Here is a 14,802-nt window from a genome sequence, read left to right on the forward strand (position 1 = left end):
CGGCAGCGGCGCCCGGCGACTGTTTGGGACTTTCCGCCCAAGGGCACCTTGGTTGCATTGGACGCAACCATGGGGCCCACGGGTGCTTCCCATGGGTGCTTAGGTGAGCAGTGACCGCCTGGTCACGGGCGGGTACCTACACGGGAGGCGCAGAGCATGACAATCACCGGGATCTTCTCGGCGGTGTTCGTCGGACTCGTACTCGGCGTGCTCGGCAGGCTCATCGCCCCGGGCAAGCAGAAGATCGCGATCTGGCTGACGATCCTCGTCGGTATCGCGGCGGCGTTCGTCGGCACCGCCATCGCCCGCGGCATCGGCTACGCCGACGGAACCGGCTGGTCGTGGCTGGAATTCTTCACCCAGCTCGTCGTCGCGGCCGTCGGCGTATCGCTCGTCGCCGGCTTCGCAGGCAAGGACCGCAGAGCCGTCCGCAACTAGTCGTCCACAACCGACTCGGCGGCCGACTCAGTTCCGCGGCCCGTTCCGGTCGACCTGCTGGGCACGTGCATCGTCACCCGGCAGGATCGGGAAACCCGGTTCGGGTCGCGGACGCGGCCGCTGATCGGGGCGGTCCTGGTTCGGCCGCTCGCACACCACCCGCGGCACCGGGTCGTAGGTGACCGTCGTCGACCGACGGTCCACGACCCGGTCGCTGTCGCGTGCCGTCACGATCCGCGTGTCGGTCACCGTGAAACCCTCCGCGCCCGCCGCGGCGTCGCAGCCCGGCCCGCGCTCACGCTGCACCGGCGGCGATTGGACGTCCCGGCGCTCGCTCGTCTGCCCGGAGACGTCGAACTGCCGCGTGCCCCACAGGCGCACCGTGACGTCGCCGCCCGACGTCGTCACCTGCACCGCGACGCCGCTGCGCAGGTTGTTCGTGAACGCCAGCTCCGCGCTCGAGCCGTCCGCCAGCACCGCCACGGCGTCCCGGCCCGCCGGGTAGCGACCGAGGAACGTGCTGTGCGGCGTGTGACCGGCGTCCTCGAGGCCCGCGTTGTAGGCGGCGTTGTACAGCGTGCTGGTCAGCTGCGACGTCCCGCCGCCGATCACGTCGGGACCCGTGCCGTCCTCGTTCACCGGCGCCGACACGTAGTTCTGCGACGCGGTCCGCGGACCGGTCACCTCGCTCAGCCGGAACGTTTCCCCCGGATGCACGACCGTGCCGGTCACGGCGTCGGCCATCGTGGCGACGTTGCTCGCCGCGGCCCCGCCCAGACCGCCCGTGGTGAACTCGCCGACGACCTCCCGGATGCCGAGCCCGCGCAGGTCGCCGGTGCTGACCTCGGGGTCCTGGGTGGCGTAGACGACGTCGAGCGTGCGGTTGTCGTCCCTGCTCGCGATGCTGACGAACGGGGCGAACGTCTGCTGCCAGTCGATCCGCCTGCCGTCCTCGGACGGTTCCACCGACGGCCGCGCACCGGCGAACACGATCTCGGCGTTCGACGCGCGCCGCTCGGTGTCCCGCAGCTGGGGCGCGAGGAACTCCTGCAACGCCGACCGGTCGAGCGTCATCCGCAGCGCGCCGTCCTCTCCGGGGGAGTGCCGGGTGGCGTCGGCGATGTGCTTCGGGGTCAACGTCGCCGACCTGTCGGCGACCGGCTCGACGCCCTCCTCACCGTCGGTGCCGGGCGCCTGGACCGTCACCGGCGCCGACACGAGCGGTGTGGTCCGCTCCACGGCCTCCTGCACGCCCTGCCGGGACGTCCTGGCCTCCGTCACCGCGACGTCGAGCTCGATGGCGTTGCCGGCCAGCCAGTCGGACCTGATGGTGGAGGCCGCGCCGTCGACGTCGGTGAGCCACTGGCCCTGCCGCGGGAAGATCGGGAACGGCTCGACCGCGCCGGGCTCGACGTTCGGACCGGTCACGGTGCGGAAGCCGACATTGCCCTCGCGGACCTCGTGGTCGATCTCCGACTCGGCCAACTTCGTGACCGCCTGGTGCAGCTTGTCCTCGTCCGCCGACGACACGACGCCGATCTCGCGCGTGGTGAACAGCGACGTCAGCCGGGACAGCGGGTCGATCGGCTGGTTTCCGGCCTGCTCGACGGTGCCCGCCCAGTCGACACCGAGCCCCGCCTCGGCCGGGTCGAGCCGCGTCGTGACGTCCCCGGCGCGCACCGGCATCGGGTCGGTCAGCCGCGGGCCCAGCTCGTCGCGCAGCTTGGCCTCGGCGTCGGCGGTCGGCATGCCGCCCACCTCGACGCCGGCGACGCTCACCCCGCGGGGCACGTCGCCGATGCTGGTGATCAGGTCGACCATGTACACGAGCAGCAGCACCACGACCGTGCCGCCGAAGACCATGAACGCCTTGCCGATGCCGCGTTTGACCCGCGTGCCGCGCCCACTGGGCCGTTCGTCGGCCGAACCGAGCAGGTCGGCGGCCAGTCCGGGAGGGGCGGCCGCGCTCGCCGCCCCGAGACCGCCCGCGGCCTCGTCGCGGTAGCGCACGCTCGGGTAGGCGGAGAACGCGGCGGCGGGCAGGTCCATGTCGGGATCGGTCACCGGCGCGCCGGGGTCGTTCTCCCACGCGGGATCGTGCGAGAGCAGCCAGTTGTCGGGCAGATCCAGCGAATCGTCACCGAGGGAGGCACCGGGGGAGTCACCGGGGGAGTCACCGGGGGAGTCACTGCCGGGGCCACCGGGGGGAGCACCGTCGGGGGCGCCCTCGGGGACGTGACTGTCCGCCGCACCGACGTCGGCGTCACCGCCGCCGCTGTCCGGTCGGGCCGGGTCGTCCCACGGCCGGTCGTCCTCCTCGCGCACCAGCCCTCCCCGTGTGGTCGGGTTACAAGTACAAGCCTGTGCCCTGTTCGGTCCGTTCGCTGGCGATGGCGTGCACGTCACGCTCACGCATCACCAGATAGCCGTCCCCCTGGATCTCCACCTCGAGCGGATCCTCGGGGTTGAACAGGACTCGGTCACCGATCTGGATGTTGCGGACGTTGTTGCCCACCCCGAGGACGTCGCCCCAGCAGAGCCTGCTGGCGACCTGCGCCGTCGCGGGGATGACGATTCCGCTGCTGCTCCTCCGTTCGCCCTCGTCGGACGGCTGCCGGACGAGCAGCCGGTCGTGCAGCATCTGGATCTCGAGCTTCGTGTCGTTCCGGGGTTCAACCACACGCTCATGTTAGGCCTCCCCGGCTCCGGGATTTCCGGACATGACGAGGCTCAACCCACTCTCGCCCGACCGTTCGATCCGCACCGGCACGCCCCAGTCCTGCCGTGTGACCCGGCAGACGGGGTGTTCGGCGTCGACGTCGCAGCTCGCGGCCTGCGCGACGACCTGCAGCACACCCTCGGTGACATCGCCGGACAGGCGGATCATGCGGGACAGGTCGGTGTCCGCACCTGCGCCCTCGACCAGCAGTTCCGGCGGCGACGCGCTCACCTCGAGCCGCGTCGACGGGCCGTAGCGGTCGTCGAGCTTCTGCCCGGGCGGCGGGGTGAACACGACCTCCAGCTGCATCGCGCCCGAGGCCAGCACCGTGGCGGGCCTGCGCACCTCGAGGGCCTCGCCGGCCACCTGGTCGGCACCCGAGGTGTCCAACGGCGTCAGCCGGTGCGCGCCGGTCTCGACGACCAGCACGTCGGCGTCGGTGACGACCAGGCCCGCGGGTTCGGCGAACCCGGCCGCGAGGGTGCTGACCTCGCCGGACGACGGGTCGTAGCGGCGGACGGCGCCGTTGTAGGTGTCGGCGATCCCGATCGTGCCGTCGGGCAACACGGCCACGCCCTGCGGATGCTGCAGCAGCGCCTGCGTGGCCTTGCCGTCGCGGTGCCCGAACTGGAACAGGTCCACCCCGACGGCCGTGTGGACGTCGAAACCGTCCCGGCCGTCGCTCTCGATCCAGCGCAGCGCCGACGTCTCCGCGTCGACGAACCACAGCCGGTTGCGGCCCACGGCCAGCCCGGACGGCTGGGCGAGGAACGCCTCACCGGCGGCGCCGTCGCGCAGCCCCTCGGTGGTCGTGCCCGCGAGCCTGCGCACCGTGTCCTCGACGGGGTCGAACACGCCGAGCGTGTGGTTGCCCGCCATCGCGATGACGACGCCGCCCGCCTCGTCCCACCAGCAGACGTCCCACGGGCTGGTCAGGTCGACGTCGAGGGCCTTGCCGCTGTCGTCCCCGTCGCGCCACTGCGTGCCCGTGCCGGCGACCGTGGTCACCGACCCGGTCGACAGGTCGACACCACGCAGCGTGTGGCCTGCCGTGTCGGCGACGACCAGGTGGTAGCCGACCCGGTTCGCGACCTCCTCCGGCAGCAACGTGAGCCCGGACGGCTCGGCGAACGTGGCGACGTCGAACGCACCGTCCCGGCCGCCGCGCTCGCCACTACCGAAGCGGCGGACCACGGTCTCGGCGTCGGAGGCGAACTCGGCGACGCCGTGGCCCGCGGCATCGGCGACCAGGAGCCGCCCGGCCGCGGTGACGACGGCGCTCGCCGGGTAGCGCAGGTCGGTGTCGGCCTGCTCGGCCGCGACGTACGGGCTGTCGCCGCGGCGCAGCGTGCCCTTGGCGTCGTGGGTCTCGACCAGCTCGGCCAGCACGCGGCGCACCGCCTCGCCGTGTCCCTCACCGGCGGCGACGTGCACGACGTAGCCCTCGGGGTCGATCAGCACGAGCGTCGGCCACGCCTTCACCGCGTACTGCTGCCACGTGGTCATCGCCGGGTCGTTCAGCACCGGGTGGTGCACGCCGTAGCGCTCGACGGCGGCCGCGATGGCGTCGCACTCGCCTTCGTGGGTGAACTTCGGCGAATGCACCCCGATCGTCACCAGGACGTCGGCGAACTCCTCCTCGATCGGCCGCAGCTCGTCCAGGACGTGCAGACAGTTGATGCAGCCCGACGTCCAGAAGTCCAGGAGCACGATCTTGCCGCGCAGATCCGCCAACCGGAGCCGCCGTCCGCCCGTGTTCAGCCAGTCGGTGCCGGCCAGTTCGGGGGCGCGCACGTGGCGTCGCGCGGCGGTCGGTTCAGCTGCTGCGGGGTCTCGATCGGTAGTGCTCACAGTTCAAGTGAACGCCACCGGAGCCCAAAATTAAGCCCCCCAGTGCTCCATTACACCCACGAGAGCGATCACCCGGCGTCGCCGGTCACCGGACGGTGTTGCTCGCCGCCGCCCTGGTCGTACCGACAGTCGCACGAATGCTCTGTCCGAGTGCCCACCGATCGGGCCCCGGTGACACCACGCAGCGTCACCCGGAGTTGGTTCGGCGGAGGGCTCGGGTCATGCCGGCCGCGGCGGTGGTGGCCAGTACCCAGCCGGTGGCCGTGAACGCGGTCGAGACCCATTTGTCCTCGTCGGCCATGTGCCAGCGGCCCTTGTTGCCGAAGTCGACGATCGGCACCAGCAGGTCGACCGTGTACAGCACGGGGTTCCACTCGAGCCCGGTGTCGTCCTGGTTGACGACGCAGCGGGTGTCGCTGATGGCGACGTGGTCGGGGTCGTGCACGCAGTCGTCGGAGCGGAGGCCGAACCACAGGCTGCCGCCGACGAGCAGCAGCACCAGCAGGCCGATCGCGCGCACCGGACGGTAGCCGTACCCGACCATCCACCGTTGCAGCAGGCTCCACAGCCGCACGCCGAGCCCGACGACCGGCCTGCCGTGGGCGAGCGATTCGTACCGGTACTGCTGCTTCTTCGCCAGCACCCAGTCGGCGTGGTCCTCGTTGCCGCCGGAGCGCAGCATCGCGGCGAACTGGTCGTACGGCCCGGGCCGGTACCCGCCGATCGCGTCGTGCAGCAGCGTGAGCCTGCGGCGCACGGCACGGTGGTCGTCGATCGCGATCGGCTCGGCGAGCCCGCCGTAGTGGAAGTCCTCGAGTGCGAGCCCGCCGGTGGCCAGCCACAGCTCGGTGGAGTCGTCGAGCGTGCCGCACTGCGAACGCAACAGCACCACCCTGCCGCGCGGCGGACAGCCGGGCCGCAGGACGAACTCGTCGGCGCTCGTGTCGCCCGCGTCGAGCGCGATGACGCCGTCCTTGGGGTCCTCGCCGTCGTTCGGGGCGCCGTGCAGCTCGGCGTCGGTGACGTCGAACTGCCGCGCGATGGCGGCCCCGTCGGTGGTCACGCCGCCGCGCACGACGGGCGGCCTGCGCTTCTCGGACGTCAGCAGCACGCTGCGGGCGACCTTCACCGACCGCAGGTCCACGGCCCAGTGTCCGTACTCGGTGATCTCCGGATCGGAGACCTCGACGGCCCGCAGGTCGATGCTGCCGCCGACGGTCATGCCCATCAGCCGCAGCGTCCCCTTCGCCGACGAGCGCTTGATCTGCATGTTCCCGGAGACGGTGCTGCGCCGCGCCGACAGCACGTCCCGTCCGGGGTGGACGAACGTGCCGTCGGTGAGGTGGACGTTGCCGCGGACCGCGACGTCGGCGAGCCGCAACTGCCCGCGGACCCGCATCCGCTGACCGTCCACGTCGCCGTTGATCTCGCTGCCGTCGAGGTGCACGGCGCGGTCGCGGAACGGCGGCTCCTTGCTCGGCAGCACGCGGATGTGCGCGTCGGACATGCGCAGCGAGCCGCCGATGCGGGAGTTGACCAGGCGGACCGTGCCGGTGACGTCGAACCCGTCGGACAGTTCGACATTGCCGTCCACCTGCAGCCGGTCGGCGACGAGCGCGGGCCACGGGTCGACGTACCAGTCGCCGGTCTTCCACGCGTCGACGGCGAGCGCCCCGCCCTGTTTCATGCGCAGCCGCGCTCCGCGGAGGTTGATGTCACCTGCGATGCGCGCGCCGGCCAGGTACACCAGCCCGGCCGCCGAGAACGGGCGGACCCCGTCCTCGCCCACGGCGCGTTCGACCTCGCACCGCAGGCTCCCGCCGATGTGCGCGCCGTTGGCGTTGAGGGCGAACCCGTCGGGGTTGCGCAGCCGCGCACCGGAGAAGTTGACGTTGCCTCCGGTGCGCAGGCCGGGGACGCGGACCTCGCCGTCGGCGCTGAGCCGGTACGCCAGGAACGCGCCGGTGACGACGAGCCGGTCGGCCTGGATCGCCCTGCTCCGCGGATAGTGCACCCGCGTGCCGGTGAACACGACCGAACCCTCGACGACCGAGTCGGTGAGGTTGACGGCCGCGTCGGGCAGGCCGCGGTCGAACTCGCCGACGCGCCGCACCGTGGTGTCGATGTCGGCCGTCTCGGGGTCGACCTCGATGTTGCACTTGATCAGCCGCAGGTCGTTGCCGGTGCGCAGGTTCCTGGCGTGCAGACCGGGCAGGCGGCAGCGCCGGAACACCAGGCCCAGCAGGTTCGCCTCGCGGACGTCGGGGACCTGTTCGAACCGGCACCGTTCGAAGCGGAACAGGTAGCGCAGGTCGGCGCCGCGCAGGTCGAGCCTGCCGGTGATGTAGGCGTTCTCGACCTGCACGATCGGGGCGTTCGTCGACTGCCTGCGCCACCGCCGCAGCGCACCGGACGCCGGTTCTATGAACGGGCGCACCAGCTCGGCGGCGTCGACGATCTGCTCCGGCACGGCGTCCGGATCGAACGGGTCGTACCGCGGCCGCTCCGCGTGTTCCGGCGATCCGGCCATGCGTGACGCCCCTCTCCGCTGCCGCCCGATGACGCTCCGTCGCGATGGCGCAGAGCGAACCTACCGCGCGGACAGGGGAAAATCACCGGTTCCGGTGATCTTCGCCGGGGCTTACGTCGGGTCGCCGGCGTGGACCGGGTTGAGCACGCGGTGCAGGAACGTCTGGGTGCGTTCCTCGGACGGGTCACCGATGACCTTCGACGGTGCGCCCTGCTCGACGACGACCCCGCCGTCCATGAACAGCACCGTGTCGGCCACCTCGCGGGCGAACTGCATCTCGTGGGTCACGACGAGCATCGTCATGCCCTCGTCGGCCAGCTGCCGCATGACGCCGAGCACGTCGCCGACCAGCTCGGGGTCCAGTGCGGACGTCGGCTCGTCGAACAGCATCACCGCGGGCTGCATCGACAGTGCCCGCGCGATCGCGACGCGCTGCTGCTGGCCGCCGGAGAGCTGGTCGGGCATCGACGACGCCTTCTCGGCCAGGCCCACCTTCTCCAGGTTCTCCCGCGCGACCTTCTCGGCCTCCGCGGCGTCACGCTTGAGGACCTTGCGCTGGGCGACCGTCAGGTTGTCGAGCACCGACAGGTGTCCGAAGAGGTTGAAGCTCTGGAACACCATGCCGATCGACCGGCGAGCCCTGTCGATGTCGACATCCGGGTCGGTCATCTCGTAACCGCCGACGACGACGGTGCCCGAGTTGGGCTCCTCGAGCAGGTTCACGCAGCGCAGCAGCGTCGACTTGCCCGAACCGGACGGACCGATGATGCAGACGACCTCACCGCGGCGCACGCTCAGGTCGATGCCCTTGAGCACCTCGAGATTGCCGAACGCCTTGTGCAGCCCGGAGATCTCGACGATCTCCTCGCTGGTCTCGGCACTCATCCGGACACCTCCAGTCCCTTGTCGCGCTGACGTCCGCCGCGCCGCTCCAGGTACCGCGACAGGTAGCCCAGCGGAACCGTGATGATCAGGTAGCACAGGCCGGCGAGCAGGATCGGCGACATCGAGTTGGTCGCGTTCATGCCCTCGCGGCCGAACTTGGCGAGTTCGTACTCCGAACCGAGCAGACCGAGCAGGTAGATCAGCGACGAGTCCTTCGTCAGCAGGATCAGCTCGTTGGTCAGCGGCGGCAGGATGATGCGGAACGCCTGCGGGATGACGACCGTGACCATGGCACGCGTCTGGGACATGCCCAGCGACCGTGCCGCCTCGATCTGCCCCTTCGGCACCGCCTGGATGCCGGCACGCAACGTCTCGGCGATGTAGGCCGAGCCGACGAGGGCCAGCGAGATCGCCGCGGTCGAGTACGTGTTGAACTGCAGCTGGAACGCCAGCGGCACCCCGAAACCGAGCGCGATGAACACGAGCAGCGCGGGCACGCCGCGGAAGAACTCGATGTAGATCGTCGCGATCCACCGGTACGGGCCGACCGACGACAGCTTCATCAGCGCCAGCACGAGCCCGATCGCGAGACCGAGCGCGAACCCGAGCGCCGTGTAGATCATCGTGTTGACCAGCGCGGTGGTGATGATTCCCGGGAACTGGGTGCCCATCGCCTCCAGATTGAAGAACGCGTCTCCCAGCGTCTCCCAGTCCGCGAACAGCACCACGGCCGCGATGATCAGTACGAGAATCGCGTACTGGACACCGCGGAAAATCTTCGCCCGTTTACGTGGCGACATCGGCATGGACCGACTCCTCAAACGTTGCTCACCAGTAAGGAGCCGGCCTCAGCAAGGCCGGCTCCTCACGGCAGAACTGTATCGCGTGTCGCGTTATCGGCTGTCCTGGCCGGTCTCGCCGCCATTCTCACCGGAGTTCTCGTCACTGTCGTCGGGCGCCTCGCCGAACCACTTCTCGTAGATCTCGTCGTAGGTGCGTCCTGCTTGGCCTTCTCGATGACCTCGTCGATCTTGGCCTTCAGCGCGCCGTTGCCGTCGGCGACGGCGATGCCGTACTGCTCGCCGGTGTCGAACTCGGCGCTGACCTCGACCGCGTCGTTGTCCTTGGTGGCGTACAGCAGAACGGAGTTGTCGTTGATGCCCGCGTCGACGGCGCCGTTCCGGACACCCTGCTGGAGCAGCTCGAGGTCCTCGTACTGGCGCGTGTCGTAGCCGTGCTGCTCGGCGTGCTCGGTGGCGTACTCCTCACCGGTCGTGCCCTGCTGCACGCCGAGGACCTTGCCCTCGAGGTCGGCGAGGCTCTCGACATCGGAGTCGGCCTGCACGAGCAGCGCCTGGTCGGCGTCGAAGTAGCCCTCGGAGAAGTCCATGACGTTGTCGCGCTCAGGAGTGATCGTGATCGCGGCCGCCGCGAGGTCGCACTGCCCGGTTTCGAACGACTGACCGGTTTCGATGCCTTCGAAGCTCGTGTCGACCAGGTTCTGCTCCACGCCGAGCTCCTCGGCGACCAGGTCGACAAGATCGACGTCGAAGCCGACGACCTCGCCACCGTCGCGGAACTGGAACGGTTCGTAGGGCAGGTGGGTGCAGACGGTGAGCTGACCATCGTTCATCAGCTGAACCTCGTCACCGGCCTGGGTCTGGCCCGCCGTGTTGACCTCTTCCGCACAGCCGGCCGCGGTAACGGCCAGGGCGACGGCGGGAAGCAGGGCGAACGCGCGAAGCTTCTGACGACGCTGGGGGGTACGACGCGCCACGATCTTCACTCCTAGTAATGAGTACCGGTCGGTTAATGCATCCTGCCACTCCAAGTGGGTAGTTGGCACTACCAGGGTCGTTACGTAGCGGTTTCATTGCTGATCACGGAATGGTTACCGAACCGCCCATAACCCCGCGTGGCCCCCATCCGACCCCGCCCGGACGCGCATTCGGACCAGCCGCCGGACGCCACGCACACCTGCCGGCGCGACGGACGTGACCCATGTCTAACCGCGCCCGCGGGCGACCCGCGTTACCTTGCGACCATGCCCGCACCCCGCGTCTCGCTACCGGCGTCCGACCTGGCACGGATCGTCGTTTTTGCCGCGTTCATCGCCGTGCTGGGGATCTTTCCCGGTATCTACTTCGGCGCGTCCGGCGTGCCCGTCGTCATCCAGAACGCAGGTCCGCTGCTGGCCGGTGTGCTGCTCGGCGCGCGGCGCGGAACGGCGGCGGTGGTGCTGATGCTCGCGCTCACCGCGATCGGCCTACCGCTGCTGTCCGGCGGCCGCGGCGGACTGGCGCCGTTCGTCGGGCCGAGCGGCGGGTTCCTCCTCGGCTGGATCCTCTCGGCGCTGATCGCCGGGCTGATCGCGGCGCGCGCGGTCAAGCCGAACCTCGCGGTGCTGGGGGTCGCGTCCATGGCCGGCCTGCTCGGCAGCTACCTGATCGGCATCCCGTTCCTCGGCGCCTACATCGGCGACCTCGGCTCCGCGGTGGTGCAGTCGCTCGTGTTCGTGCCCGGTGACCTGGGCAAGGTCGCGGCGACGGCGGTGATCGCGGCCGTCGTCCACCGCGCCCTGCCCGGCACGCTGCCCGGCGCATCGCCCAGGACCGCGCAGCACGAGTGACGACCGTCGAGCTCCTTGCCCGCGGGGCGCTGCCGCCGGAGGCCCGCGGCGCCGCCCGGACGCTGGCCGCACGGGGCGTCGCCGCGGGTGACCGGGTCGCGATCGACTCGCCGGACGTGCTGCCGTGGCTGCTGGGCGCGGACCTGCTCGGCGCGGCGGCACTGGTGGTCGAACCGACGTGGACGCCGGACGACCGGGCGGCCGTGTGGGACGCGGCCCGTCCCGCTGTCACCGTCACCGGCAGTCCCGAACCGGCGGCCGCCCTCGACCCGGCGCCGCAGGTCGGCTGGGCAGGCGATGCGCGTTTCTACCTGCCGACGACCTCGGGCAGCACCGGGCCGCCGAAGGTCGGCATCCGCACCCGCTCGTCGTGGACGCGCAGCTTCGCCGCGCTCGGCCCGCTCGACGGCCCCGTGTACATCGGCGGACCGCTCAGTTCGTCGTTGTTCCTGTTCGGCGCCCTGCACGCCCTGTGGTGCGGGGCGACGCCGCTGCTGCGCCGGCGCTGGCGGCCCGCGGAGGCGCGCGCAGCCGGCGCGGTGCACGTCGTCCCGGCGATGCTCGCCGACCTGGTCGCCGATGCCGAACAGCACCCCGGACCGTCGGCCCTGCGCACCGTCGTCTGCGGCGGGGCGCACCTCGCCGAGCCGCTGCGGGAACGCTTCGCCGCCGCGTTCCCGGACACCGAGCTCGTCGAGTACTACGGATCGGCCGAGCACTCGCTGATCGCCGTCCGCCGTGACGGCGACACCGAACTGCGCCCACTGCCGTGCGTGGACATCGACGTCCGCGACGGCGAGCTGTGGGTGCGCTCGCCGCTGGCGTTCGACGGCTACCTGCGGGGCGGCGTCGTCGACCCGGCGCCGGAGTGGTTGAGCAACGGCGACCGCGTGCGCGTGACCGACTCCGGCGGACTCGTCGTCGAGGGGCGCGGCGCCGCCGTCGTGTCCAGCGGCGGGGTGCAGGTGCCCGCCGAGCACGTCGAGGAGGTGCTGCGTACCGTCGCCGGAGTGGACGACGCGCTGGTCACGGACACCCCGCACCCACGCCTCGGACAGCTGGTCACAGCCGTCGTCGAGGCGCGGCAGGCGCGTCGTCGGCCGCGTTGCGGGCGGCGGCGCGCGAGGCGCTGCGCCCCGAACTGCGGCCCCGGCGGTGGCTGTGGACGACGGCGCTGCCCCGGACCGCGTCCGGGAAACCGGCCCGCTCCGCCGTGGCGCAACAACTCCGCGACGGCACCCTCGACGCCGTGGCGCTGGGGTCGCTGCCGGGCGAGTCCCTGGGGGTCGGCCGGTGAGCGGGCGGGAGCCGGTGGTGATCGCCGCGCGGCGGACACCGATCGGCACCCGCGGCGGCGCCCTGCGCGACCACACCGTCGACGAGCTCGCCGCGCCCGTACTGCGTGCCGTGGTGGAGGACATCGGACTCGACCGGCTCGGCCGGGTCGAGGACGTCGTGCTGGGCAACGTGTTCGGCCCGGGCGGGAACCCCGCGCGGGTGGCGGCACTACGAGCCGGGCTGGGCGTCGACGTTCCCGGGGTGACGGTCGACCGGCAGTGCGCGAGCGGGCTCGCGGCGATCGTGTCCGCGGCGACGCAGATCCGCGCCGGGGACGCCGACGTCGTCCTCGCCGGTGGGGTGGAGAGTGCGTCGACGGCGCCGCACCGCGCGTGGCCGACCGATCCGCCGACGCCCTACACCCGCGCGCCGTTCGCGCCAGCCGAATACGGCGACCCCGACATGGGCCCGGCGGCCGATGTCGTCGCCGCCGAGGCCGGGGTGACGCGCGCACGGCAGGACGCGTTCGCGGCGCGCAGTCACGCCCGGGCCGTCGCGGCGCAGCAGGCGGGCCGGTTCGACGACGAGCTGGTGCCGGTCGGCGGACTGACCGCCGACGAACGGCCACGACCCGGGTTCACCGTCGAACGGCTGGCCCGGTTCCCGGCCGCGTTCACCTCCGACGGCACGGCGACGGCGGCGAACTCGTGCGGCGTCAACGACGGTGCGGCGGTCGTCGCGGTGGTGAGCGAACAGGTGCGGGCGCGGCTCGGCGTCCCGGGACTGCGGTTGACCGCGGCCGCGACGCGCGCGGGCGACCCGGCACGGCTCGGCCTCGGCGCCGTGCCCGCGATGCGGGCGATCGTCGACGCAGGCCCGGACGTCGTCGAGTTCACCGAGGCGTTCGCGGGGCAGGTGCTGGCGTGCCTCGATGCGGTGGGCCTGGACGAGCATGTGGTGAGCCCGGACGGTGGGGCGATCGCGCTCGGCCACCCGTGGGGCGCGTCGGGGGCGGTGCTGGTCGTCCGCCTGTTCACCCGGCTCGTCCGGCAGGGGCTCGGCGGGACCGGCGGCACGGGAATGGCGGCGCTGTCCTCGGGCGGCGGAATCGGAGTGGCGACGATGTGGACGGTCGTGCAGTGATCGAGTTCGAGAACGTGGGGCACACCTACGACACGACCCCCGTGGTGTCCGATGTGGACCTGACACTGAACGAGCAGCGGGTCGCGTTCGTGGGCGCGAACGGCTCCGGCAAGTCCACGGTCGCGCGGATGATCAACGGGCTCGTGGTGCCCTCGCGCGGGCGGGTGCGTGTGAACGGACTGGACACCGCGAAGGACGGGCGCAAGGTGCGCCAACAGGTCGGATTCGTGTTCACCAACCCGGATTCGCAGATCGTGATGCCCACCGCGGGCGAGGACGTCGCGTTCTCCCTGCGCCGCAGCGGACTGTCCAAGAAGGAACGCGCCGCGCGGGCAGCCGAGGCGCTCGCGGAGTACGGACTCGACCCGGACCATCCGGCGCATCAGTTGTCGGGCGGGCAGAAACAGTTGCTGGCGCTGTGCTCGATGCTCGTGCTCGACCCGGACGTACTGGTGTGCGACGAGCCGACGACGCTGCTGGACCTGCGCAACAAACGCCGGTTCACCGAATCGCTGACGGAACTGCGGCAGCAGATCGTGTTGGTGACGCACGATCTGGACCTGCTGGACGGTTTCGAACGGGTGCTGGTGTTCGACGGCGGCAAGGTGGTCGCCGACGACGAACCGGCGCCGGCGTTGCGGTACTACCGGGAGCTCGTGTCGTGACGCCGCTGGGGCTGTACGAACCGGGCGGCAGCGTGCTGCACCGCGCGCCGACCGGGCCGAAACTGCTCGCGGTGGTGGCGCTGGCGACGGCGGTGATCCTGCTCGGATCGCCGTGGTGGCTCGGCGGACTGCTGGCGGCGGTCGCCGTGTTGTACGTGGTGGCGCGGGTTCCGGTACGACGCTGGTGGCCGCTCGTGCGGATGCTGCTGCTGGTGTCGGCGTTCGTGTTCGGCATCCAGTGGTGGCTGCTCGGGCCGTCGACCGCGGCCGTGGTGTGCCTGCGCCTGGTGACGGCGTTGGCGGCGGCGAGCCTGTTCACGTTGACGACCCGCGTCGACGACGTGGTGTCCACGGTGGAACGTGCGGTGCGCCCGTTGCGGCGGCTCGGAGTGCGGCCGGAGATGGTCGGCCTGCTCGTGGGCCTGACGGTGCAGGCGATCGCGACCCTGTCCGGCATCGCCGGCGACGTGCGCGCGGCCGCCAAGGCCCGCGGCGCCGACCGCAGCCCGACCGCCTTCGTCGTCCCCTTCCTCGTCCGCACCCTCCGCCACGCCGACCAACTCGGCGAAGCCCTCGCAGCCCGAGGCACCGGCGACCGCTGAGAGTGCTCCCGAGGGCCCCATAGTCGCGTTGAACGCAGCCATGGGGCCGTCGGGCGCATTGA

13 protein-coding genes and 2 pseudogenes are annotated in these 14,802 nt (G+C 71.5%); 7 read left to right on the forward strand and 8 right to left on the reverse strand.

Features of this window, described 5'->3' with window-relative positions:
- The first annotated feature begins 156 nt into the window (after positions 1–156).
- Complete coding sequence (locus tag BJF85_RS25285) at positions 157–438, forward strand: GlsB/YeaQ/YmgE family stress response membrane protein (RefSeq protein ID WP_075850414.1); 282 nt, start codon at positions 157–159, stop codon at positions 436–438.
- A gap of 27 nt (positions 439–465) precedes the next feature.
- On the opposite strand, the gene BJF85_RS25290 is transcribed toward BJF85_RS25285, so the two are convergent.
- The 7 genes and pseudogenes from BJF85_RS25290 to BJF85_RS25320 form a co-directional block, all read right to left on the reverse strand.
- Complete coding sequence (locus BJF85_RS25290) at positions 466–2,763, reverse strand: VanW family protein (protein WP_158057157.1); 2,298 nt, start codon at positions 2,761–2,763, stop codon at positions 466–468.
- Positions 2,764–2,785: 22 nt separating this feature from the next.
- Positions 2,786–3,079: a co-chaperone GroES gene (locus tag BJF85_RS25295; RefSeq protein ID WP_075850463.1), complete on the reverse strand. Its 294-nt coding sequence runs from the start codon at positions 3,077–3,079 to the stop codon at positions 2,786–2,788.
- Between the two features lie 48 nt (positions 3,080–3,127).
- Complete coding sequence (locus tag BJF85_RS25300; RefSeq protein WP_075850416.1) at positions 3,128–4,951, reverse strand: NHL domain-containing thioredoxin family protein; 1,824 nt, start codon at positions 4,949–4,951, stop codon at positions 3,128–3,130.
- 244 nt (positions 4,952–5,195) lie between these two features.
- On the reverse strand, positions 5,196–7,538 hold the full coding sequence (locus BJF85_RS25305; protein WP_075850417.1) for an oxidoreductase: 2,343 nt from the start codon (positions 7,536–7,538) through the stop codon (positions 5,196–5,198).
- Between the two features lie 111 nt (positions 7,539–7,649).
- Positions 7,650–8,423: an amino acid ABC transporter ATP-binding protein gene (locus BJF85_RS25310; protein WP_075850418.1), complete on the reverse strand. Its 774-nt coding sequence runs from the start codon at positions 8,421–8,423 to the stop codon at positions 7,650–7,652.
- Positions 8,420–9,229, reverse strand: a complete 810-nt coding sequence (locus tag BJF85_RS25315; protein WP_075850419.1) for an amino acid ABC transporter permease — start codon at positions 9,227–9,229, stop codon at positions 8,420–8,422. The genes BJF85_RS25310 and BJF85_RS25315 overlap by 4 nt, the downstream gene beginning before the upstream one ends.
- An 87-nt stretch (positions 9,230–9,316) precedes the next feature.
- Positions 9,317–10,200, reverse strand: a pseudogene (locus BJF85_RS25320) (ABC transporter substrate-binding protein).
- Between the two features lie 267 nt (positions 10,201–10,467).
- Here BJF85_RS25320 and BJF85_RS25325 point away from each other — a divergent pair.
- Both BJF85_RS25325 and BJF85_RS30810 read left to right on the forward strand, forming a co-directional pair.
- Entirely contained in the window at positions 10,468–11,052 is a 585-nt protein-coding gene (locus BJF85_RS25325; RefSeq protein ID WP_075850420.1) for a biotin transporter BioY, read from the forward strand.
- A pseudogene (locus BJF85_RS30810) lies at positions 11,049–11,831 on the forward strand (AMP-binding protein); the annotation flags it as partial. The gene BJF85_RS25325 and the pseudogene BJF85_RS30810, both read left to right, overlap by 4 nt.
- A gap of 53 nt (positions 11,832–11,884) precedes the next feature.
- Here the strand turns inward: BJF85_RS30810 and BJF85_RS30815 are convergent.
- The gene (locus tag BJF85_RS30815) at positions 11,885–12,082 is read right to left on the reverse strand and encodes a hypothetical protein (RefSeq protein WP_255375928.1); all 198 of its coding nucleotides are present in this window, start codon (positions 12,080–12,082) and stop codon (positions 11,885–11,887) included.
- Positions 12,083–12,157: 75 nt separating this feature from the next.
- On the opposite strand from BJF85_RS30815, the gene BJF85_RS30820 reads away from it, so the two are divergent.
- Genes BJF85_RS30820 through BJF85_RS25345 form a run of 4 tightly spaced genes read left to right on the forward strand, consistent with a single transcriptional unit; the run spans position 12,158 to position 14,740 of the window.
- Positions 12,158–12,349: a hypothetical protein gene (locus BJF85_RS30820; RefSeq protein ID WP_255375929.1), complete on the forward strand. Its 192-nt coding sequence runs from the start codon at positions 12,158–12,160 to the stop codon at positions 12,347–12,349.
- Positions 12,346–13,473, forward strand: coding sequence for a thiolase family protein (locus BJF85_RS25335; protein WP_075850421.1), 1,128 nt, complete (start codon positions 12,346–12,348; stop codon positions 13,471–13,473). The genes BJF85_RS30820 and BJF85_RS25335 overlap by 4 nt, the downstream gene beginning before the upstream one ends.
- Positions 13,470–14,138, forward strand: a complete 669-nt coding sequence (locus tag BJF85_RS25340; protein WP_075850422.1) for an energy-coupling factor ABC transporter ATP-binding protein — start codon at positions 13,470–13,472, stop codon at positions 14,136–14,138. The genes BJF85_RS25335 and BJF85_RS25340 overlap by 4 nt, the downstream gene beginning before the upstream one ends.
- Positions 14,135–14,740: an energy-coupling factor transporter transmembrane protein EcfT gene (locus BJF85_RS25345; protein ID WP_075850423.1), complete on the forward strand. Its 606-nt coding sequence runs from the start codon at positions 14,135–14,137 to the stop codon at positions 14,738–14,740. The genes BJF85_RS25340 and BJF85_RS25345 overlap by 4 nt, the downstream gene beginning before the upstream one ends.
- The last annotated feature ends 62 nt before the right edge of the window (positions 14,741–14,802 follow it).

The organism is Saccharomonospora sp. CUA-673, from assembly GCF_001942305.1.
GTDB lineage: Bacteria > Actinomycetota > Actinomycetes > Mycobacteriales > Pseudonocardiaceae > Prauserella.